Source organism: Sphingopyxis lindanitolerans, from assembly GCF_002993885.1.
Taxonomy (GTDB): Bacteria; Pseudomonadota; Alphaproteobacteria; order Sphingomonadales; family Sphingomonadaceae; genus Sphingopyxis; species Sphingopyxis lindanitolerans.
Genome location: NZ_CM009578.1, coordinates 2,837,242 through 2,857,756, shown reverse-complemented (window position 1 = coordinate 2,857,756; position 20,515 = coordinate 2,837,242). Strand labels below are relative to the sequence as shown.

The following is a 20,515-nucleotide window of genomic DNA, read 5'->3' as shown; positions in this document are numbered from 1 at the left end:
CATCGCTTTCCTATTTTACCCGCAGCCCTATATCCTGCCCAGCTCATGACCCGCGCCCGCGTCCTCCTTTTGACCGCCGCCCTCGGCCCGCTCGACTATCGCGTTCCGCAGGGCAGCGATGCGCCGCTCGGCAGCGTCGTCGTCGCGCCGCTCGGGCCGCGACGGATGGGCGGCGTGGTGTGGGAGGATGAAAGCTTCGGCGCGCCCGAGCCGGTCGGCGACAATCGGCTGCGCAATCTCTACGAGATCGTGCCGGTGCCGCCGCTCCGGGCGCCGCTGCGGCGCCTCGTCGAATGGACGAGCGACTATTATCTCAGCCCACCCGGCGCGGTACTGCGCATGGTGCTGCCCGGGGTCGCCTTTGCCGACGCGCGGCGCCCGGTCGTCGAATATCGCGCGACCGGCGAGCGTCCGGCGCGAATGACGCCGCAGCGCACCGTCGCGCTCGAAAAGATCGGCGACCGGCAGGGCATCGTTCGCGAACTCGCCGCGCTCGCCGAGGTCAGCGAGGCGGTGATCCGCGGGCTCGTCCAGACCGGTGCGCTCGAAGCGGTCAGCGTCTCGGCCGATCGGCCTTATCCCGCACCCGATCCCGCCTTTGCGCCGCCGGAATTGTCCGCCGAACAGTCGGCCGCCGCCGAGCAGCTTTGCGGCGCCGTCGCCGCCGCGACGTTCGAGACGCTGCTGCTCGACGGCGTCACCGGGTCGGGCAAGACCGAAGTCTATATGGAAGCGATCGCCGCCGCATTGAGTGGGGGCCAGCAGGCGCTGATCCTCCTCCCCGAAATCGCGCTGACCGAACCGATGCTGACGCGCTTCGCCGCGCGCTTTGGCTGCGAGCCGGTCGCGTGGCACAGCGGGCTGCGCCAGGTCGAGCGCCGCCGCGCGTGGCACGGCATCGCGAGCGGCGACGCGAAGATCGTCGTCGGCGCACGGTCGGCGCTGTTCCTGCCCTATGCCAATCTTGGCGTGATCGTCGTCGACGAAGCGCATGAGACGAGCTTCAAGCAGGAGGACGGCGTCCATTATCACGCGCGCGACGTCGCGGTGATGCGCGGGCATTTCGAAGGGCTGCCGGTCATCCTGGCGAGCGCCACCCCCCCGCTCGAAAGCCTCGCGCAGGTCGAGGCGGGGCGGTATCGCCACATCGTCCTTCCCGCGCGCTACGGCGGCGCGACGATGCCCGATCTTGCGGCGATCGACATGCGGACCGACCCGCCCGACCGCGGCCGCTGGCTCGCGCCGCCGCTCGTCGAGGCGCTCGCCGACCGGCTCGCGAAGGGCGAGCAGAGCCTGCTATTCCTCAACCGCCGCGGCTTCGCGCCGCTGACCCTCTGCCGCACCTGCGGCCACCGCATCCAGTGCCCGAACTGCACCGCATGGATGGTCGAGCACCGCCTCGTCCACCGCCTCGCCTGCCACCATTGCGGTCATGTCATGCCGCCGCCGCGGCTCTGCCCCGAATGCGAGGACGAGGACAGCCTCGTCGCCTGCGGTCCCGGCGTCGAGCGCGTCGCCGACGAGGTGGCGCTACGCTTTCCCGAAGCGCGCACCGCGATCGTCACCAGCGACACGCTCTGGTCACCCGCGAAAGCCGCCGAGTTCGTCGCCAATGTCGAGGGCGGGCTGGTCGACATCATCATCGGCACGCAGCTCGTCACCAAGGGCTATCATTTCCCGAACCTGACCTTGGTGGGCGTGGTCGACGCCGACCTCGGCCTCGACGGCGGCGACCTGCGCGCGTCCGAACGCACTTTTCAGCAGATCGCGCAGGTCGCGGGGCGCGCCGGACGCGGGGTCAAGCCCGGCGAGGTGCTGATCCAGACGCGCGTTCCGGGCGCGCCGGTGATGGCCGCGCTCGTCGCGAACGACCGCGAAGGCTTCTACGCCGCCGAAGCCGCGGCGCGGCGGCAGGCGGGCGCGCCGCCCTATGGCCGCTTCGCCGCGCTCGTCATCTCGTCCGAGGATATCGAGGTCGCGCGCGGGGTGGCGCAGCGACTGGGGCAAAAGGCGCCGGTCGCCGACGGCCTCGCCATCTATGGCCCCGCCCCCGCGCCGCTGGCGATGCTGCGCGGGCGCCACCGTTTTCGCCTTTTGCTCCACGCGCCGCGCAGCTTCGACCTGCAGGGAACGATCCGCGACTGGGTGAGCCGCATCGACTGGCCGGCGAAAGCGCGGCTGGCGATCGACGTCGATCCTTATAGTTTCGTCTGATCGGGTGGGTCTTTACAGCCTCCCGGCATGCTGGCAGCAGGACCTTGGGTGTCAAGCGGGGGAGCGGGGCAGCGGCATGCACGGGATTCGCCTATCGATATTTGCGGCGGCGCTGGCCGCGCTGGCTACGCCGGCGGAGGCAAAATGGCTGCGCGCCGACAGCGACAATTTCATCATCTATAGCGAGGGCAGCGAAAAATCGGTCCGCGACTTCGCGGGCAAGCTGGAGCGCTTCGACGCGACCTTGCGCCTGCGCTTTGGTCTTTCGGATGAAAAAGAGCCCAATCGGCTCACCGTCTATCTGGTCGAGCGCGCCGCCGACGCCGGCAAGCTGACGGCGGGACGGCTCGGGCCATCGATCGCAGGATTCTACGTCCCCGATCCCGAGGGCAGCTATGCGGTCTCGAACCGCGAAGCGACTGTCATCAAGGACACGCCGGAATGGCAGCAGACGCTGTTCCACGAATATTGTCATCATTTCATGCGGCGCTATCTGCCCGCGGCCTTTCCTGCCTGGTTCATCGAGGGTTTCGCCGAATATTATTCAACCGCCGATTTCACGAAAGAAGGCAAGGCAGAGATCGGAAAACCACCCTATGGGCGTGCTTATGGCCTGCTCGAAATGCCCAAGATTCCGGCCGAGACATTGCTGTTCCAGCGACCAGCCACGATGAAAAATTCGGCGCAGATGGACGTTTATTACGGTCGCGCCTGGCTCCTGACCCACATGCTCTATAATGATCCGGCGCACGCCGGGCGTCTTGGCGCCTATATCGATGCCATCAACAAGGGCGTGGAAGCCCAAAAAGCGGCCACCGACACCTTGGGCGACCTGGCGCAGCTCGACCGCGATCTCAACGCCTATCTGAAACGGCGATTGACCTATCGCACTTCGGCCGCGCCCATGCCGGTCGCGGGCGTGATCACTATCGCCGCCCTGTCGCCGGCCGACGATGCGATGCTGCCGCTGCAGCTGGAACGGAAGAGCGCCGGTGGCGATGAGGAGCGGATCGTCAAGGTGCGCGACAGTCTCGCGAAGCTGGCGGCACAATATCCCGGCGATGCCGATATCTGGTATGAGTTCGCGATGGCGGAATGGGACCGAGGCAAGGAAAAGCGCAACGCCATCGCGGCCCGCGCGGCGATCGACAAGGCGCTCGCCATCGAGCCGAAGCATGTCCGCGCCAACGTCCTGCTCGGCCGCATCATGCTTGCCTCCCTCCGCGAGAAGGACGACCCCTCGGCCGCCGATTGGAACGCGGCGCGCAAGCCGATCATCCTCGCAAACAACAGCAACCCCGACGATCCGGTGCCGCTCTACGCATATTATGAAAGTTTCGCGGACGAAGGGCGCGCACCGCCGTCGATCGCGATCGACGGACTGGCGCGATCATTCGCGCTTGCACCCGAAAATGGCCAGGTCCGCGTCACCTATGCCTTCGCGCTGGCAGGGCGGGGCGAGTTCGACAAGGCCATCCGCATCGCGAAGGTGATCGCCTTTGACCCGCACGACGACGACGACGGTGTGGCCCTTATCGCCCAGCTCGAAGCAATGCGCGAACGGAGCAAAGGCAAGGCGTCCGCCGCCGAAGAGACGGCGGACGAATAGCCGGCCTCAATAATCGGGTTCCGCGCCGCCCAATATCTGCTGCGCCTGGCCTGTCAGCCAGGCCATCGCTGCGGCCCAGGGCTGGTGACCATGGCTGATCCGCGCGACGCCAAGGCCCGCGAGTTCCTTGTGGGTCGGGCCGCCCTTGCCGCGCAATATATTGACCGGCAGCGGCGACGCGGCGCAGATCGCGCCGATGCAACCGGGGTCGAGCAGGAAGGGCACGAACAGCGACCCGGCCCCCGCATCGGCATAGGCGCGCGCGCGGTCGAGGGTCGCGGCGACGAGCGCGTCGCCGTCCTTCGCCGCATCCTGCCCGCGGAAGGTGTCGCAGCGCGCGTTGACGAAAATGCCGGTGTCGGCGGCGGCGCGGCAACGCGCCGCCGCTTCGGCGATCGCCAGTTGCTCGTTCCGGCCGGGCAGCCGGTCCTCCATGTTGATCCCCGCCGCGCCCGCCGCCTTCGCGCGGCCGATCGCGACGCCGACCGCCGCCGGATCGGCGCCGTAGCCCGATTCCATGTCGATCGTGACCGGCAGGTCGGTGACCGACAGGATGCGAGCCAGATTCTCGAACACATCCTCGATCGGGAAATCCTCGCCATCGGCGCGCCCCTGCGCGCCCGCGACGCCATAGCTGCCGGTCGCGATGGCTTTGGCGCCGGCGGCCGCGACCGCCTTGGCGCTCCCCGCGTCCCAGATGTTGACGAGGATCAGCGGATCGCCCGGAATGTGCAAGGCGCGGAATGTGGCAATCTTGTCGGTCATTTGATTTCCCTTTTCAAAAGTTCGCGCTTGATCGGCAGGCCATAGGCATAGCCGCCGAGCGAGCCGTCGCTGCGCACCACCCGGTGGCACGGGATGAGCACCGCGACATTGTTCGCGCCATTGGCGCTCCCCGCCGCGCGCACCGCCCTGGGCTTGCCGACCGCCGCGGCGATATCGGCATAGCTGCGCGTCTCGCCCGCCGGAATCTTGCGCAGTTCGCGCCATACCGCTTCCTGGAAGGCGGTGCCCTTCACATCGATCGGGATATGGTCGAAGCCGCCCGTCGGCGCCTCGACCGCATCGACGACCTGCTTCAGCAGCGCCGCGAAATCCGCGCCGCCCTCGATCAGATCGGCCGCGGGGAAACGCGCCTCGAGCGCTTCGCGCCCTTCGTCGAAGCTCAGGCGGCACACGCCCTTCGCGGTCGCCGCGACAAGCATGTCGCCGAGGCTGGTCGGGACCACCGCCCAGTGGATCGTCGCGCCCTTGCCGCCATTCACCCAGGCCGAAGCCGTCATGCCCATACGTCCCTCCATCATGTCATAGAAGCGCGACGGCCCCGAAAAGCCCGCGTCATAGATTGCGTCGGTGACGCGGCTTCCCGCGCTCAGCGCCTGTCGCGCCCGCTCTTCGCGCAGGGCGCGGGCGTAAGCGGCGGGCGACAGGCCGGTGTGGCGGGTGAAGACGCGCTGGAAATGCGTCGGCGAATAGCCAGTGCGCGCGGCGAGGTCGGCAAGCGCGAGCGGTTCCTCGCTCGCCTTGATCGCCGCGATCGCCGCGAGCACCGCACCCTCGTCGCGCGCGACATCGTCGGGCAGGCAGCGCTTGCAGGGGCGCAGGCCCGCTTCGCGCGCCGCCGCACCATCGGCGAAAAAGCGAACATTCCCCCGCCCCGGATGGCGCGCGGCACAGCTCGGCCGACAATAGATGCCGGTCGTCAGCACCCCGGTGACGAAACGCCCGTCGAGCGCGCGGTCGCGGCGCAGCACCGCCGCCCAGCGATCGTCGTCGGTCATGATGTTGGCGCTCATCGTCTTTCCTTTCCTAATGCCCTTGTCGTCCTAATGCCATGGCCTCGATGCGCGCGCGTCCCGATGCTTGCGTTCAAAGCATCAGCGGCTAGGGTTCCGATCATGACCCGTCTCCTCGCGCTCCTCCTCGCCCTGCTCACCGTCACGCTTCCCGCGCGCGCCGCCGACGATATCAGCGCCGCGTCGCGCAGCGTCGTGCGCGTCGTCACCGTTGCGATGGTCGATGGCGAGGTCGTTGGCTTCGGCCACGGCAGCGGCATCGCCATCTCGCCGACGCGCATCATCACCAACGCGCATGTCGTCGAATCGGCGGCGAAATATCCGAACAATGTCGCGCTCGGCGTCGTCCCGTCTGAGGGGCAGAAAAGCTATGCCGCGAAACTGATCGCGATCGATACGGCCCGCGACCTCGCGCTGATCGAGATCAGCGGGACGCGCCTGCCGGTCGCCGCCATCTATTCGGGTCCGATCGATTCGGGCGCCGATGTCGTCGCGCTCGGCTATCCGGGCAATGTCGACCTAGCGACCGCGCGCAGCGCCGCCGATTATATCACCCCGCGCACCCCGGTGCGCAGCGAGGGCAATCTGTCGAACATGCAGGCGGTCGACGGGGTCGCGATGCTCGTCCACACCGCCAAGATCTCGCGCGGCAATTCGGGCGGGCCGCTGGTCGACCAGTGCGGCCGCATCGTCGGCATCAACACCGCGATGACCCGCGCCGACGACGGCGATTCGCCCTTCGCCTTCGCGATCTCGACGCGCGAGATCGCGCGTTTCCTTGCCGATGCCGGACAACAATATGGCTCGATCGGGACGCCGTGCCTGTCGATGGCCGAAGCCGACGCCCGCGACCGTGCCGCGACCGACGCCGATGCGCGCAAGGCGTCCGAAGCGAATGCCGCGAAGGAAGAGGCCGCGGCGCTCGACCGCCAACTGAGGCAATCCCGCGCCGAAGAGGCCGCGCTCGACGCGCGCGAGAACCGCATCGCGCTCGCGGGCGTCCTGTTCGTGATCGGCGCGCTGGCGGCGGGCGCGGCGATGATGTTCCATGGCCAGAAGAAGATGCGCAATGCGAAGATCGCGGGCGGCGTCGGCGCCGCGCTCATCCTCGGCGCGGCAGTGCTGTTCGTCACCCGCCCCGACGCGCATGCCGAAATCAAGGACGAACCCACCGCGCCCGCCACGCCCGATGCGCCCAAGATCGCCGAGGGCCAGTTCCTCTGCACGATCCGTCCCGACCGCAGCCGGATCACGGTCTCGTCGACCACCGATGTGCCGGTGAAGATCGCCGCGAACGGCTGCGTCAACGACCGCACCCAATATGCGCAGGGGTCGGACGGCCACTGGCAGCGCATCCTCGTCCCCAATGAGGAAGCGACGGTGACGGTCGCGTCGATCGATCCCACGGGCAAGGAATATCGCGTCGAACGCTATCTGCTCGACGCCGACACGATGGCGAAGGCGCGCGCGCTTCGCGCCGGGGTGACGCTGAAAGGCTGCACCGCCGACGCCGATGCGCTCGCCGGACTGGCCACGCAGCAGGAGGCGATCCGCGCCGTCCTGCCCCCGGCGCCGAACGAACGGCTGGTCTATCAGTGCCAGAAAGTGGCGACGGCGCCTTGACATGACCAGTTAAAAGACCTATTAAGTGGTCATGGGAAAGCCGCTTCTCGCCGACTTCGGTATCAGCATCTCGGAACTCAAGAAGAATCCGTCCGCCGCCATCCGCGCCGCCGATGGCGCGCCGGTCGCGATCCTCAACCGTAACACGCCCGAGGCCTATCTCGTCCCGGCCGCTGCTTGGGAGGCGATCATCGACGCGCTCGACGACATCGAACTGGTGCGGATCGTCAAGGAACGTCAGGGTCAGGAGGAAATCGAGGTTTCGATTGACGACCTATAGGCTGACCTTCCTGCGCGATGCCAAGAAGGAATGGGACAAGCTGGCACCGCCGACGCGCAAACAGCTCGAAAAGAAACTGCGCGAACGTCTGAACACGCCCCGCATCGAAGCGGATCGGCTGCACGGCCTGCCCGATTGCTACAAGATCAAATTGCGCTCGGTGGGATATAGGCTCGTCTATCGCGTTTTCGACGATCGCATCGTCGTCCAGATTGTCGCGATCGGAAAACGCGAGCGGAACCAAGCCTATGAACGGGCCGCAAAGCGCCTTTAACCCCCGCACGCCTTGAACAGCATCAATGTCCGCTCGCGCGCGAGGGTTTCGCTCGGTTCGTGATAATCCTTGCGGCGGTCGCTGTTGAAGCCGTGTCCGGCTTCATAGACGAAGATCTGCGCGGTCGGATGCGCCTTCTCGATCAGCGCGTCGACGCCTTCCATCGGGATACCGCCGTCGAAGCGGCCGAAATGGGCGATCGTCGCGCAGGCGGGCGCCTGGTCGGCGAACTGGGTGGGGACGAGGCTGCCGTAATAGGCCGATGCGGCGGCGAGGTCGGGGCTGATCTGCGCCATCCGCCACGCGACCGAGCCGCCATAGCAATAGCCGGTGATGAACACCGGACCTTTGCCTTTGAGCGCGTCGATGCAGGTCTGCGCGTCCTTCAGGCTCTGCTCGAAGGGGTGGAGCTTACGCGCCAGCTCGACCGCGCGCTCGAACTGCGGTCCCGAATAGTCGCTTTCGAACCCCGGATGCTCGCGGTCGAACAGCGCGGGGGCGAGCACTTCATAACCGTCGGCGGCATAATCGTCGCACAGCTCGCGGATATGGTCGGTGACTCCGAAGATTTCCTGGATCAGGACGAGCCCGCCCTTGCGATCTTCGGGCCGCTCGCCCGTCGGTCGCGCATGATAGACGGCAATCTCGGCGCCATCGTCCATCGTCATGCGAATCATTTCGCCCATACACTTCCCTCTCTTCCGTTCGTGCTGAGCTTGTCGAAGCACCGTTCTTCCTTAGCCAGTGTTTGAAGAAAGAACGGCACTTCGACAAGCTCAGTGCGAACGGACGTAGGAGGGTGCTCGATTCCACCCACCCTCGCCTTGCATTGCAGCAAAATCGTTGCTACGCGCGCCGCGACTGTGCAGCGGGGTGTCTTCGGACGCGATGAAAATCCGCGCAGCCATCCCCCTCGGGATCGTAGAAAAGGACTTTCGCGCGTGGAGAATTCCGGCGGCATTCAGGGCAACATCACGGCGGGCCTCGCGGGCCGCTATGCCAGCGCGCTGTTCGATCTGGCGCGCGAATCGAACGCGATCGACGGCGTTCAGGCGAGCCTTGCCACGCTGAAGGCGGCGCTCGCCGATTCGGCCGATCTTGCGGCGCTCGTTTCGAGCCCGATCGTCGGCCGCACCGACGCCGCCAACGCGATCGGCGCCGTCGCCAAGGCGATGAAGCTCGATTCGCTGACCACGAAGTTTCTCGGCGTCCTCGCCGACAACCGCCGCCTCGCCGACCTTGTCGGAATGATCGACGCCTATAACAGGATCGTCGCCGCGCACCGGGGCGAAGTGACCGCCAAGGTGACCAGCGCCCACCCGCTGAGCGCCGAGCAATTGAAGGCGCTCGCCGCCAACCTCAAGACCCGCGTCGGCCGCGACGTCCAGATCGCGACCCATGTCGATCCCGCCATCCTCGGCGGCCTCGTCGTCCAGCTGGGCAGCCAGCTGATCGACGGCAGCATCCGTACCCGTCTCAATAGCTTCGCGACTGCGATGAAAGGCTGAATAATGGAAATCCGCGCCGCTGAAATCAGCAAGGTCATCAGGGACCAGATCGCCAATTTCGGCACCGACGCCACGGTCAGCGAGATCGGCTCGGTGCTGTCGGTCGGTGACGGCATCGCCCGCGTCCACGGCCTCGACAATGTCCAGGCCGGCGAGATGGTCGAATTCGCCAATGGCGTGAAGGGCATGGCCCTGAACCTCGAAGCCGACAATGTCGGCATCGTGATCTTCGGCTCGGACGCCGAGATCAAGGAAGGCGACGTCGTCAAGCGCACCGGTACGATCGTCGACGTCCCCGTCGGCAAGGGCCTGCTCGGCCGCGTCGTCGACGGCCTCGGCAACCCGATCGACGGCAAGGGTCCGATCAAGGCCGACAAGCGCATGCGCGTCGAAGTCAAGGCGCCGGGCATCATCCCGCGCACCTCGGTCCACGAACCCGTCCAGACCGGCATGAAGGCGCTCGACGCGCTCGTCCCCGTCGGCCGCGGCCAGCGCGAACTGATCATCGGCGATCGCCAGACCGGCAAGACCGCCGTCGCGATCGACACCTTCATCAACCAGAAGCAGGCCAACGCCGGCGACGATGAGTCGAAGAAGCTGTACTGCATCTATGTCGCGGTCGGCCAGAAGCGCTCGACCGTCGCGCAAATCGTCCGCCAGCTCGAAGAAAATGGCGCGATGGAATATTCGATCGTCGTCGCCGCGACCGCGTCGGAGCCCGCTCCGCTGCAGTTCCTCGCGCCCTATACCGGTTGCACGATGGGCGAGTTCTTCCGCGACAACGGCATGCACGCCGTGATCGTCTATGACGATCTGTCGAAGCAGGCGGTCGCCTATCGCCAGATGTCGCTGCTGCTGCGCCGCCCGCCGGGCCGCGAAGCCTATCCCGGCGACGTTTTCTATCTGCACAGCCGCCTGCTCGAGCGCGCGGCCAAGATGAACAGCGACAATGGTTCGGGCTCGCTGACCGCGCTGCCGATCATCGAAACCCAGGCGGGCGACGTTTCGGCGTACATCCCGACCAACGTGATTTCGATCACCGACGGCCAGATCTTCCTCGAAACCAACCTGTTCAACGCCGGCATCCGTCCGGCGATCAACGTCGGCCTGTCGGTGAGCCGCGTCGGCTCGGCCGCGCAGACCAAGGCGATGAAGAAGGTGTCGGGTTCGATCAAGCTCGAGCTCGCGCAATATCGCGAGATGGAAGCCTTTGCGCAGTTCGGTTCGGACCTCGATGCGTCGACGCAGAAGCTGCTCAACCGCGGCGCGCGCCTGACCCAGCTTTTGAAGCAGCCGCAGTTCCAGCCGATGCCGTTCGAAGAACAGACCGCGTCGATCTTTGCCGGCACCAACGGTTATCTCGACAGCGTCGCGACCACCGACGTTTCGCGCTACGAAGCGGCGATGCTCGCCTATCTGCGCAGCGACCATGCCGGAGTGCTGAAGACGATCCGCGACACCAAGGATCTGGGTGACGACGCCAAAAAGGGTCTGGTCGCGGCACTCGACGCTTTCGCCAAGATTTTCGCTTAACCACATCGTCACCCCGGCGCAGGCCGGGGCCTCGACGGTGAGAACCCGGCCTTCGCCGGGATGACGGACAAAGGGTAAAGACGGGACTTATGGCCAGTCTGAAGGAACTCAAAGGGCGGATCGGCTCGGTCAAATCGACCCAGAAGATCACCAAGGCCAAGAAGATGGTCGCCGCGGCCAAGCTGCGCCGGGCGCAGGCGGCCGCCGAGGCCGCGCGCCCCTATGCGACGCGCCTCGAGGGCGTCGTCGCCAGCCTGGCGTCAAAGGTCGGCGCGTCGGATTCGGCGCCCAAGCTGCTCGCCGGCACCGGCAAGAGCAATACGCATCTGCTCGTCGTGCTCAACAGCGACCGCGGCCTTGCCGGCGCGTTCAACTCGAACATCGTCCGGGCGGCGCGCGACAAGGCGCTGGCCCTGCAGGCCGAGGGCAAGAAAGTCCTCTTCTACCTCGTCGGACGCAAGGGCCGTCCGGTGATCGCGCGCCTGTTCGCGGGCCAGATCACCGAGCAATATGAGACGACCGGCATCCGCAATATCGGGTTCGAGCAGGCGCATGACATCTCCGCCAAGGTCATGGAGCTTTATGAAGCCGGCGCGTTCGACGTCGCGCATCTCTTCTATTCGAAGTTCCGCTCGGCGCTGCTTCAGGAAGCGACCGGCCAGCAGTTGATCCCGGTTCCGCCGCCCGTCGATGTTCCGGCATCGAGCGGCGCCGCGGTCGAATATGAGCCCGACGAGGAAGCGATTCTCGCCGACCTGCTGCCGCGCAACATCACGATTCAGATCTTCAAGGGCCTGCTGGAAAATGCCGCGTCCGAACAGGGTGCGTCGATGACCGCGATGGACAATGCGACGCGCAACGCGGGCGACCTGATCAACAAGCTGACCATCATCTATAACCGCACGCGTCAGGCGGCGATCACGACCGAACTGATTGAAATCATCGCTGGCGCGGAAGCGCTGTAGCACGACGAAGACACTGGCGCCGAGGCGCTGTAACCGATCAACCCGAGGAAGAAGACCATGGCAACCGCACCCACCGCCGCGAAAAAGGCGCCCGCCAAGAAAGCCGCTGCCCCCAAGGCTGCTGCGCCGAAGAAGGCCGCCGCTCCCAAGAAGGCAGCGCCCGCCGGCACCGCGACCGGCCGCATCGCACAGGTCATCGGCGCCGTCGTCGACGTCCAGTTCACCGGCACCCTGCCCGCGATTCTGAACGCGCTCGAAACCGACAACAACGGCAACCGCCTCGTCCTCGAAGTCGCGCAGCACCTTGGCGAGAACACCGTCCGCACGATCGCGATGGACGCGACCGACGGCCTGACCCGCGGCCAGCCCGTCACCGACACCGGCGCGCAGATTTCGGTGCCGGTCGGCCCGCAGACGCTCGGCCGCATCCTCAACGTCATCGGCGAGCCGATCGACGAGCAGGGCCCGGTCAACGCCGCCAGCCGCGCGCCGATCCACGCCAAGGCTCCCGAGTTCGTCGACCAGTCGACCGAAAGCAGCATCCTCGTCACCGGGATCAAGGTCATCGACCTGATCGCGCCTTACGCCAAGGGCGGCAAGATCGGCCTGTTCGGCGGCGCGGGCGTCGGCAAGACGGTGCTGATCCAGGAACTGATCAACAACATCGCCAAGGGCCATGGCGGCACCTCGGTGTTCGCGGGCGTCGGGGAACGCACCCGCGAAGGCAACGATCTCTACCACGAATTCCTCGACGCCGGGGTTATCGCCAAGGACAAGGACGGCAACCCGACCCCCGAGGGTTCGAAGGTTGCGCTGGTGTTCGGCCAGATGAACGAGCCGCCGGGCGCCCGTGCCCGCGTCGCGCTGTCGGGCCTGACGATCGCCGAATATTTCCGCGACCAGGAAGGACAGGACGTTCTGTTCTTCGTCGACAACATCTTCCGCTTTACCCAGGCGGGTTCGGAAGTGTCGGCGCTGCTCGGCCGAATTCCCTCGGCCGTGGGCTACCAGCCGACGCTGTCGACCGACATGGGCGCGTTGCAGGAACGCATCACCTCGACCAACAAGGGCTCGATCACCTCGGTGCAGGCCATTTACGTTCCCGCGGATGACTTGACCGACCCTGCCCCGGCAACCTCGTTCGCCCACCTGGACGCGACGACGACGCTCAACCGCGCGATTTCGGAACTCGGCATTTATCCGGCGGTCGATCCGCTCGATTCGACCAGCCGCGTGCTGACCGCCGCGATCGTCGGGCAGGAGCATTATGAGACCGCCCGCCGCGTTCAGGAAACGCTGCAGAAGTATAAGTCGCTCCAGGACATCATCGCGATTCTCGGCATGGACGAGCTTTCGGAAGAAGATAAGCTGGTCGTCGCGCGTGCGCGCAAGATCCAGCGCTTCCTCAGCCAACCGTTCCACGTCGCCGAAGTCTTCACCAACATCCCCGGCAAGTTCGTGGCGATCGAAGATACGGTGAAGTCGTTCAAGGCGGTGGTCGACGGCGAATATGACCACCTCCCCGAAGCGGCCTTCTACATGGTCGGCGGCATCGAGGAAGCGGTCGCCAAGGCCGCCAAGCTGGCCGCCGACGCGGCGTAATTCGGTTCCCCTCCCGCGTGCGGGAGGGGCGCTCTAAAACGCCCCTCCCGCACGCGGGAGGGGGGAGATTATAAGATGGCTCTGAAGTTCGAACTCGTCACCCCCGCCCGCCTCGAGCGGTCGAGCGATGTCTATATGGTCACGGTGCCGGGCAGCGAGGGCGATTTTTCGGTACTCGAAGGCCATGCTCCCTTCATGGCGACGCTGCGCAACGGCCCGCTGACCATCTATGCCACCAACGGCGCGGCGCCCGAGACGATCGAGGTCGAAGGCGGCTTCGCCGAAGTCAACGAAGCCGGCCTGACCGTCCTCGCCGAGCATATCGCGGGTTGACCGGACCCGGCGGCCGTCCGGGATTCTTCTTCGAACCGGCCGCAAGAACAGGGTTAAAGCTAATTTAACCCTGCTCCGGCTAGGGCCGATGCTGGCCCATGACCTATTTCGCCCAAGATATCGCCGGCCTGGCGTTCGGCACGCTTGTCGCGTTGCTGGTCTTCATCCTTCCCGCCTTTTCGGGGGTGTTGCTGAGCGAACAGCTGGGCCGAACCCGCGGGTTTCGGGGAATCGACAGCGCCTGGCAACGAGTCGGCTGGGCGCTGATCCTAGCGCTGGCGATCCTCCCGGCGTTCGACGCGCTTCTCATTCGCGCCATCGGCATCGCCGGGACATTGACGCTGCACGCCGCGCTGATCCTCGCCGCAGCGCCGCTCTATCGGCGCCCCACGCTGCGGATCGACTGGCCGTTCGCGGCGCTGGCGCTGCTCTGGTGGCTCGCCCTCGCCGCCGCGCTGGTCGATGTCGATATCGGCGACCGACTTTATCAGAGCCTCGTCACCTTCGACATGGTCAAGCATGCCGCGACGATCGAGAGCATCGCGCAATACGGCCTGCCGCTCCACGACCCCTTTTACGCGCGCGCCGAGCCGGCAGGCTATTATTATTATTATTATATCTGGGGCGCGCTGGTGCGCTGGATCACGGGCGGGCTGGTCGACGGCCGCATGGCTTTTGCCGCCACCGCCTTTTGGTCGGGCGTGATCTTCGTCGCGCTGCTGTGGCGCGTCGCGAAGGATGCGGCCCTGATCCGCATCGGCCGCGATCGCCGCTTCCTGTTGATCGCCATCCTGCTGTGCTTCGTCACCGGGCTCGATCTAGCGCCGACATTGATCGAATATCTGGCCCGTGGCGCCGCGGCGCGGCAAGTCGATTATTGGAGCGAGGAGATTCGCTTCGCCTTCACGTCGATGATGTGGGTTCCCCATCATCTGGGCGGCTTTATCGCCGTCTGGTGCGGCGCGCTTCTGTTGCATCGCGCCGCCGCGCCGGCATCGTCGCCCCCGACAGCGCCATCGCCATCATGGCGCTTCGCGCTCGCCGGTCTTGCCGGAATCAGCTTTGCCACCGCTTTCGGCATGTCCGCCTGGATCGCGCTCGGCGCAGCGCCCGCGCTCCTGCTCTGGACCCTCGCCGAAGGGCGTCGGGAAGGGCCGCGGCTGCTGCTGTTCGCAGCCTTTTCGGCGCTGGTCGCGCTGGCTTTTGCCGCGCCCCAGCTCATCGATCTGCTGCAGGGGCGGGTGAGCGACGGCATGCCGGTCGAATTGTGGATTCGCCGTTTCAGCGGCTTTCAATATGACAGCGTCGGCGCAATCCAGGTGCTGCTGGTGCTGGCGCTTCTGCCCATTGGCTATGTGCTCGATTTCGGTCTTTTCGCGCTCGGCGGCAATCTCTATCTGCGCCTCTACGGCCGATCAAGGACCGCAAGGCCGCAAATGGGGAGGCCGATCCGCAGCTTTCTGTTCATCGGTTTTCTGACGTCGCTGCTGATTGTCAGCTTCGTCCGGTCGAGCATCATCAACAATGATCTTGGCTGGCGCGTCATCTGGTTCGCCCAGTTCGCCGCCATGCTCTGGACCGCGGCGGTGGTCCAGAGCATGGCGCCGCTGTCCCCTTTCGGGCCGTCCAGGCCCGGCGTTCTGCGGCCCAAGTCGATATGGTGGCTGTTCCTGTTCGTCGGCATCGCGGGCAATGCCTGGGACATGGCGGGGCTGCGGATGAAATTCCCCGATCCCGACGCAATCTTCCCCGATCCGGTCAATCGGCGGCCGCAGGGGGATATGGCGCAGCGCCGGGCCTATGACTGGGCCAACGGCCATCTGCCGCACCAGGCGATCCTCCAGCATAATCCGGCGCAGCTTTATCGCATCTTCGATTTCGGCCTGTATAGCCGCAACCGTGTCGCGCTGGCCGACGGCGCCGCCAATTTGTTCGGCGTCAGCGCCGCCATGGCGCACGACCGCAGGGATGCGATCCGGCCAATTTTCGAGCAGCCACTGCCCCCCGCACGGGTCGCCCATATCGCGCGGGCGAACCATATCGACTATCTGATCCTCATCGACATCGATCCGGTCTGGAAAGCGGCGGGCGGCCCGCCGCCAGGGCTTCCCTGCCTCTATAGAAACAATCGCGCGTGCATCGTCGATGTCGCGATCATCGGGAAAGGTGCGTCCGATTAAACAGATATTCTCCCTCCTGTTGACGCTGATGCTGGCGGTTGCGGCCGGTTTCGCTCTCTATGTCGGCCTCACCCGTTCGCCCTTGTTCGCCGGGATTTCGATCCTTTTCTATCGCGGCCTGCTCTTGTGCGCGCTCTCCGCCACGCTCGTGATGGCGGCGATGGCGCTGCGCCGGCGACGGTTCGACGTCGCCACTATCATCGCCGCGGGTTCGCTGTCGCTCAGCTTCAACATCTGCTTTCTGATCGTTCTGCCGGTGACGCTCGATCGCTCGATCAGCGTCTTCATGCTGGCCCAGATCGAGCAGCATCAGGACGAAGCGCTCGATAGCCGACGGATCACCGACATTTTCGTCCGCAAATACGTCGGCGACATGCGGCAGATGGATCGGCGGATCGCCGAGCAGACAGCGTCGGGCAACATCGCGGTGGTCGATGGCAACATTCGCGTGACCGAACAGGGCCATCGCTTCCTGGCACTTTCGCGCACCCTCGCGCGGTTGTTCGGAACCGATCCGCGCTTCGTGGGCCTGCCGTCCGTCCCACCGGCCAATACCTCCGCGCCCTCCCATTAGGACAATATCAAAGTTTCCGCCTTATTCATCGTATCCCACGGGGGGGTCGCCAGCCACGGCGGCGAGGCCCCGACAGGACAGGAAAGCAGGATAAAACGGATGAGTGCATTCGGACGCCGACCCGGCACCGCTGGCCGCCCCGCCTTTGGGGTGGCTAAGCCGATGCAGACGGGCCCTGGCATGGGCGGCTCGCAATTTCCTGCGCTCGACACACCCGCGCCCGAGGGGCCGCCACCGATCGCGTTGAACCTGACCCCCGAACAGGAAGCGATGGAGCGGCTGAACCAGCGCTCGACCGCCGACATGGCCGAGCCCGAAAAGGCGCAAGGATTCGAGGCATCGGTTCACAAGATCAAGGAACAGGTGCTGCCGCGCCTGCTCGAACGCGTCGATCCCGAGGCGGCGGCGACGCTCAGCAAGGACGAGCTGACCGAGGAATTCCGCCCGATCATCCTCGAAGTGCTTGCTGAACTGCGCATCACCCTCAATCGCCGCGAGCAATTCGCGCTCGAAAAAGTGCTCGTCGACGAATTGCTCGGCTTCGGCCCGCTCGAAGAGCTGCTCTCCGACCCCGACATCTCCGACATCATGGTCAACGGGCCGTACCAGACCTATATCGAACGCAAGGGCCAGCTGGTCATCGCGCCGATCCAGTTCCGCGACGAACAGCATCTGTTCCAGATCGCGCAGCGCATCTGCAACATGGTCGGCCGCCGCGTCGACCAGACGACGCCGCTCGCCGACGCCCGCCTCAAAGACGGCAGCCGCGTCAACGTCATCGTGCCGCCGCTGTCCTTGCGCGGCACCGCGATCTCGATCCGTAAATTCTCGGCCAAGCCGATCACGCTCGACATGCTCTGCCAATGGGGCGCGATGAGCCAGAAGATGTGCACCGCGCTCAAGATCGCGGGCGCCAGCCGCTTCAACATCGTCATCTCGGGCGGCACCGGTTCGGGCAAGACCACCATGCTCAATGCCCTGTCGAAGATGATCGACCCCGGCGAGCGCGTGCTGACGATCGAGGATGCCGCCGAGCTTCGCCTGCAACAGCCGCACTGGCTACCGCTCGAAACGCGCCCCGCGAACCTCGAGGGCAATGGCGCGATCCATATGGGCGATCTCGTCAAGAACGCGCTGCGTATGCGCCCCGACCGCATCATCATGGGCGAGGTCCGCGGATCGGAGTGTTTCGACCTGCTCGCCGCGATGAACACCGGTCACGACGGTTCGATGTGCACGCTCCACGCGAACAGCCCGCGCGAATGCCTGGGCCGTATGGAGAATATGGTCTTGATGGGCGACATCAAGATTCCGAAGGAAGCGATCTCGAAGCAGATCGCCGATTCGGTCGATCTGATCGTCCAGATCAAGCGCCTGCGCGACGGTTCACGCCGCGTCACCAACGTCACCGAAGTGATCGGCATGGAAGGCGACGTCATCGTCACCCAGGAATTGTTCAAGTTCGAATATCAGGACGAGGACAAGGACGGCAAGATTCTCGGCGAATATCGCTCGATGGGCCTGCGCCCCTATACGCTGGAAAAGGCCCGCCAGTTCGGGTTCGACCAGCCGTATCTGGAAGCCTGCCTGTAAATCCCCTCTCCCCTGAGGGAGAGGGTTGCGCAGACTTGGCGGCTTCGCTGCCTAGTCGAAGCTGGGTGAGGGTATCAACGGCGACCATGAACGCTGCGCCCGTCACCCTCATCCAACTGCGCCTAGCCGCTTTGCGGCGAGGCTTCGTATCCTTCTCCCCCAAGGGGAGAAGAAATATCAGCCCTTCAACCCGAACGCCGCGGCGAACAGGGCCACCGTCAGGCTGACGAGCGCGATGCCGCGCCACGGCATGAAACCGACCGCATCGACGTCGCGCCGGTGGCGGCGGCGATAGTCGGCATATTCGGCAGCCGCCGCAATCACGGCACTGACCGCGCTCACCGTCAGCATCGACCCTTGCATTGACGCGCATCCCTTCGCAAACAGGGGCCTCCCCCTCTCGTGATCCGCGAGAGAAGAATGAGAGGTGCCCATATGCGTCCGCTGATCCTCGTTGCAAGTGCCGTCATCGCGCTCGCCGCGCCCGCCGTCGCCGAAAGCCCGAACGACGCCCCCGTCGCCGCCGCGGTCGCCGCGCCGACGCGCACGCCCGCCAATGTCGCGCGCGACCGTTATCGCCATCCCGCCGAAACGCTGGCCTTCTTCGGCGTGAAGCCTGGCGATACGATCGTCGAGCTGTGGCCGGGCGGCGGCTGGTACACCGAAATCCTCGCGCCGCTGTCGACGTCCGGCGGCGGCACCCTCTATGCCGCGGCGCCATGGGCGAAGGGCCTGAACCGGATCAAGCAATGGCAGGGCGCGAAGCCCGATGTCTATGGCGCGATCAAGCTCGCCGAATTCCCCGCCACCGGCGCCGGGCCGACAGTGCCCGACGGCAGCGCCGACGTCGTGCTGACCTTTCGCAACATCCATAATTGGCGCTTTGGCGGCAAGGACAATGTCGCAGAGGCTTTCCGGCAGATTTATGCGATGCTGAAACCCGGCGGCGTGCTGGGCATCGAGGAGCATCGCCTGCCCGAGGATATGGATTCGGCGCTCGAGGAAAAGAGCGGTTACATGAAGCGTTCGTCGATCATCGGTTTCGCCGAGGCGGCGGGATTCGAGCTCGCGGGCGAAAGCGACATCAACGCCAATGCGAAGGACACCCACGATTATCCGGGCGGGGTCTGGACGCTGCCGCCATCGCTGGCCGAAGGCGACAAGGACCGCGCCAAATATCTGGCGATCGGCGAATCGGATCGCATGACGCTCAAATTCGTGAAGCCCGCACACTGACCAGGCATCTCGAATCGATCGATCCCGCGCTGCTGCTCAGCGCTTATGCGCAGGGGCTGTTCCCGATGGCCGACGCGGCGGACGACCCGTCGGTGCATTGGGTCGAACCGCGGCTGCGCGCGATCCTGCCGCTGGACGGCTTTCATCTGTCGAAGAGCCTGAAGAAAGTCGTCCTGTCCGACCATTTTCGCGTGACCACCGACACCGCGTTTCGCGCCATGATGGCGCTCTGCGCCGAACCCGCGGACGACCGGCCGACGACCTGGATCAACCCCGTGATCAAGACGAGCTACGAGCGCCTGTTCCAGATCGGCCACGCGCACAGCGTCGAATGCTGGCGCGGGGACGAGCTTGTCGGCGGGCTCTATGGCGTGTCGCTCGGCCGCGCCTTTTTCGGCGAATCGATGGTCAGCCGGGCGCGCGACGCGTCGAAGGTCGCGCTCGCGCATCTCGTCGCGCGGCTGAAAGCGGGCGGTTGGCGGCTGCTCGACTGCCAGTTCATCACCCCGCACCTCGCCAGCCTGGGCGCGATCGAAATCCCCCAGGCCGATTATCTGGCGCGGCTTTATTCGGTCTTGTCGGACGGAGCGGCCTTGGGCGCGGCGGGCGCAGGCGCAGGCGCGGGTGTCGGTGCAGGCGTGCCCGCGCCACCGTTCGTCGTCGTCGATTGGGGCGCGCTCGATGCCTTGGGCGCGGGGACGGGCGATTTCGGCGCCGCGCGCGCGACAGGCTCGCCGCCCGGATATGTCATCGCACAGCTTTTGACATAGACGTCGAAAATCGGGTGCTGGATGACGTTGCGCTCGGGGCGCTCCTTGAATATCCAGCCCGAAAAGACGCGATACCATTTATTGTCGCGCTGATCCTGCACGGTCAACTGGACGAAGGCGCCGGTTTCGGGCGGGTCCTCCCACGGCGCGGTCTGTTCGCAGGCGCGCAGGCGCACGATCGCGCGACCAACGCGCGCGCTCTCGCCCGGCTTCATCTCAAGCTCGCGGACGAGGCCGTTACGCTTGTTGAGCAGCCCGAGCACCGCGACGCGCTGCGCCATCGGAGTCGCACCCTCGATCCCGCCGACTTCCTGCGGCACATGCTCCGACTTGGCGAGCTGCGCCGTGGTTTCACCGGGCCGCTTGTCCTTGCCGCGATCGCACGCGGTCAGCGCGGTCGCGGCGACGAGCGCCAGCAGCGCGAT

The 20,515-nt window shown here is 65.8% G+C and carries 19 protein-coding genes and 1 pseudogene; 15 read left to right on the top strand and 5 right to left on the bottom strand.

Features of this window, described 5'->3' with window-relative positions; all coding sequences use genetic code 11:
- The first annotated feature begins 45 nt into the window (after window positions 1-45).
- Window positions 46-2,214, top strand: a complete 2,169-nt coding sequence (locus tag CVO77_RS13745) for a primosomal protein N' (protein WP_105999518.1) — start codon at window positions 46-48, stop codon at window positions 2,212-2,214.
- Window positions 2,215-2,290: 76 nt separating this feature from the next.
- Window positions 2,291-3,823 carry a tetratricopeptide repeat protein gene (locus tag CVO77_RS13740; RefSeq protein ID WP_105999517.1) on the top strand — a complete coding sequence of 511 codons (1,533 nt, stop codon included), beginning with the start codon at window positions 2,291-2,293 and terminating at the stop codon, window positions 3,821-3,823.
- 6 nt (window positions 3,824-3,829) lie between these two features.
- Here the strand turns inward: CVO77_RS13740 and CVO77_RS13735 are convergent, their stop codons facing one another.
- Together CVO77_RS13735 and ada are read right to left on the bottom strand one after the other, a co-directional pair.
- Window positions 3,830-4,588: an isocitrate lyase/PEP mutase family protein gene (locus CVO77_RS13735; RefSeq protein ID WP_105999516.1), complete on the bottom strand. Its 759-nt coding sequence runs from the start codon at window positions 4,586-4,588 to the stop codon at window positions 3,830-3,832.
- On the bottom strand, window positions 4,585-5,619 hold the full coding sequence (ada, locus tag CVO77_RS13730) for a bifunctional DNA-binding transcriptional regulator/O6-methylguanine-DNA methyltransferase Ada (RefSeq protein ID WP_105999515.1): 1,035 nt from the start codon (window positions 5,617-5,619) through the stop codon (window positions 4,585-4,587). Before ada ends, CVO77_RS13735 begins: the two co-directional genes overlap by 4 nt.
- 102 nt (window positions 5,620-5,721) lie before the next feature.
- Between ada and CVO77_RS13725 the strand changes: the two genes are divergently transcribed.
- From CVO77_RS13725 to CVO77_RS13715, 3 genes are read left to right on the top strand one after another with little or no spacing between them, the layout of a single operon-like run.
- Window positions 5,722-7,242, top strand: a complete 1,521-nt coding sequence (locus CVO77_RS13725) for a S1C family serine protease (protein ID WP_105999514.1) — start codon at window positions 5,722-5,724, stop codon at window positions 7,240-7,242.
- A gap of 31 nt (window positions 7,243-7,273) precedes the next feature.
- Window positions 7,274-7,522, top strand: coding sequence for a type II toxin-antitoxin system Phd/YefM family antitoxin (locus CVO77_RS21700; RefSeq protein ID WP_105999513.1), 249 nt, complete (start codon window positions 7,274-7,276; stop codon window positions 7,520-7,522).
- Entirely contained in the window at window positions 7,509-7,796 is a 288-nt protein-coding gene (locus CVO77_RS13715) for a type II toxin-antitoxin system RelE family toxin (protein WP_242445945.1), read from the top strand. The genes CVO77_RS21700 and CVO77_RS13715 overlap by 14 nt, the downstream gene beginning before the upstream one ends.
- Here CVO77_RS13715 and CVO77_RS13710 read toward each other — a convergent pair.
- Complete coding sequence (locus CVO77_RS13710) at window positions 7,793-8,482, bottom strand: dienelactone hydrolase family protein (RefSeq protein WP_105999511.1); 690 nt, start codon at window positions 8,480-8,482, stop codon at window positions 7,793-7,795. The two genes, CVO77_RS13715 and CVO77_RS13710, sit on opposite strands and share 4 nt — an antisense overlap.
- Window positions 8,483-8,737: 255 nt before the next feature.
- Here CVO77_RS13710 and CVO77_RS13705 point away from each other — a divergent pair, with 255 nt between their 5' ends.
- From CVO77_RS13705 to CVO77_RS13670, 8 genes are all read left to right on the top strand, one after another.
- Complete coding sequence (locus CVO77_RS13705; RefSeq protein ID WP_105999510.1) at window positions 8,738-9,304, top strand: F0F1 ATP synthase subunit delta; 567 nt, start codon at window positions 8,738-8,740, stop codon at window positions 9,302-9,304.
- Between the two features lie 3 nt (window positions 9,305-9,307).
- Window positions 9,308-10,837, top strand: a complete 1,530-nt coding sequence (gene atpA, locus CVO77_RS13700) for a F0F1 ATP synthase subunit alpha (protein ID WP_105999509.1) — start codon at window positions 9,308-9,310, stop codon at window positions 10,835-10,837.
- Between the two features lie 89 nt (window positions 10,838-10,926).
- Complete coding sequence (locus CVO77_RS13695) at window positions 10,927-11,802, top strand: F0F1 ATP synthase subunit gamma (protein ID WP_105999508.1); 876 nt, start codon at window positions 10,927-10,929, stop codon at window positions 11,800-11,802.
- A gap of 57 nt (window positions 11,803-11,859) precedes the next feature.
- Window positions 11,860-13,404, top strand: coding sequence for a F0F1 ATP synthase subunit beta (atpD, locus tag CVO77_RS13690; protein WP_105999507.1), 1,545 nt, complete (start codon window positions 11,860-11,862; stop codon window positions 13,402-13,404).
- A gap of 75 nt (window positions 13,405-13,479) precedes the next feature.
- A complete protein-coding gene (locus CVO77_RS13685) occupies window positions 13,480-13,737 on the top strand; it encodes an ATP synthase F1 subunit epsilon (protein WP_054589084.1) in 258 nt (85 codons plus the stop codon).
- A 98-nt stretch (window positions 13,738-13,835) separates the two neighbouring features.
- Entirely contained in the window at window positions 13,836-15,917 is a 2,082-nt protein-coding gene (locus CVO77_RS13680) for a hypothetical protein (RefSeq protein ID WP_105999506.1), read from the top strand.
- Entirely contained in the window at window positions 15,883-16,491 is a 609-nt protein-coding gene (locus tag CVO77_RS13675) for a hypothetical protein (protein WP_242445944.1), read from the top strand. The genes CVO77_RS13680 and CVO77_RS13675 overlap by 35 nt, the downstream gene beginning before the upstream one ends.
- A 99-nt stretch (window positions 16,492-16,590) precedes the next feature.
- Window positions 16,591-18,084, top strand: a complete 1,494-nt coding sequence (locus CVO77_RS13670) for a TadA family conjugal transfer-associated ATPase (RefSeq protein ID WP_105999505.1) — start codon at window positions 16,591-16,593, stop codon at window positions 18,082-18,084.
- Between the two features lie 177 nt (window positions 18,085-18,261).
- On the opposite strand, the gene CVO77_RS13665 is transcribed toward CVO77_RS13670, so the two are convergent.
- Window positions 18,262-18,447, bottom strand: coding sequence for a hypothetical protein (locus CVO77_RS13665; protein WP_105999504.1), 186 nt, complete (start codon window positions 18,445-18,447; stop codon window positions 18,262-18,264).
- 72 nt (window positions 18,448-18,519) lie between these two features.
- Between CVO77_RS13665 and CVO77_RS13660 the strand changes: the two genes are divergently transcribed.
- Window positions 18,520-19,320, top strand: coding sequence for a class I SAM-dependent methyltransferase (locus CVO77_RS13660; protein ID WP_105999503.1), 801 nt, complete (start codon window positions 18,520-18,522; stop codon window positions 19,318-19,320).
- Window positions 19,317-20,090, top strand: coding sequence for a leucyl/phenylalanyl-tRNA--protein transferase (gene aat / locus CVO77_RS13655; protein ID WP_106000837.1), 774 nt, complete (start codon window positions 19,317-19,319; stop codon window positions 20,088-20,090). The genes CVO77_RS13660 and aat overlap by 4 nt, the downstream gene beginning before the upstream one ends.
- Before the next feature lie 44 nt (window positions 20,091-20,134).
- On the opposite strand, the pseudogene CVO77_RS21695 reads toward aat, so the two are convergent.
- Window positions 20,135-20,305 (bottom strand): annotated as a pseudogene (locus tag CVO77_RS21695) (DUF2155 domain-containing protein); the annotation flags it as partial.
- Between the last annotated feature and the right edge of the window lie 210 nt (window positions 20,306-20,515).

Bases quoted from the DNA above. Each gene is read 5' to 3' on its own strand.
- CVO77_RS13745 (WP_105999518.1), top strand. From the start codon at position 46: ATGACCCGCGCCCGCGTCCTCCTTTTGACCGCCGCCCTCGGCCCGCTC.
- CVO77_RS13740 (WP_105999517.1), top strand. From the start codon at position 2,291: ATGCACGGGATTCGCCTATCGATATTTGCGGCGGCGCTGGCCGCGCTG.
- CVO77_RS13735 (WP_105999516.1), bottom strand. From the start codon at position 4,588: ATGACCGACAAGATTGCCACATTCCGCGCCTTGCACATTCCGGGCGAT.
- ada (WP_105999515.1), bottom strand. From the start codon at position 5,619: ATGAGCGCCAACATCATGACCGACGACGATCGCTGGGCGGCGGTGCTG.
- CVO77_RS13725 (WP_105999514.1), top strand. From the start codon at position 5,722: ATGACCCGTCTCCTCGCGCTCCTCCTCGCCCTGCTCACCGTCACGCTT.
- CVO77_RS21700 (WP_105999513.1), top strand. From the start codon at position 7,274: ATGGGAAAGCCGCTTCTCGCCGACTTCGGTATCAGCATCTCGGAACTC.
- CVO77_RS13710 (WP_105999511.1), bottom strand. From the start codon at position 8,482: ATGGGCGAAATGATTCGCATGACGATGGACGATGGCGCCGAGATTGCC.
- atpA (WP_105999509.1), top strand. From the start codon at position 9,308: ATGGAAATCCGCGCCGCTGAAATCAGCAAGGTCATCAGGGACCAGATC.
- CVO77_RS13695 (WP_105999508.1), top strand. From the start codon at position 10,927: ATGGCCAGTCTGAAGGAACTCAAAGGGCGGATCGGCTCGGTCAAATCG.
- atpD (WP_105999507.1), top strand. From the start codon at position 11,860: ATGGCAACCGCACCCACCGCCGCGAAAAAGGCGCCCGCCAAGAAAGCC.
- CVO77_RS13685 (WP_054589084.1), top strand. From the start codon at position 13,480: ATGGCTCTGAAGTTCGAACTCGTCACCCCCGCCCGCCTCGAGCGGTCG.
- CVO77_RS13680 (WP_105999506.1), top strand. From the start codon at position 13,836: ATGACCTATTTCGCCCAAGATATCGCCGGCCTGGCGTTCGGCACGCTT.
- CVO77_RS13675 (WP_242445944.1), top strand. From the start codon at position 15,883: ATGTCGCGATCATCGGGAAAGGTGCGTCCGATTAAACAGATATTCTCC.
- CVO77_RS13670 (WP_105999505.1), top strand. From the start codon at position 16,591: ATGAGTGCATTCGGACGCCGACCCGGCACCGCTGGCCGCCCCGCCTTT.
- CVO77_RS13665 (WP_105999504.1), bottom strand. From the start codon at position 18,447: ATGCAAGGGTCGATGCTGACGGTGAGCGCGGTCAGTGCCGTGATTGCG.
- CVO77_RS13660 (WP_105999503.1), top strand. From the start codon at position 18,520: ATGCGTCCGCTGATCCTCGTTGCAAGTGCCGTCATCGCGCTCGCCGCG.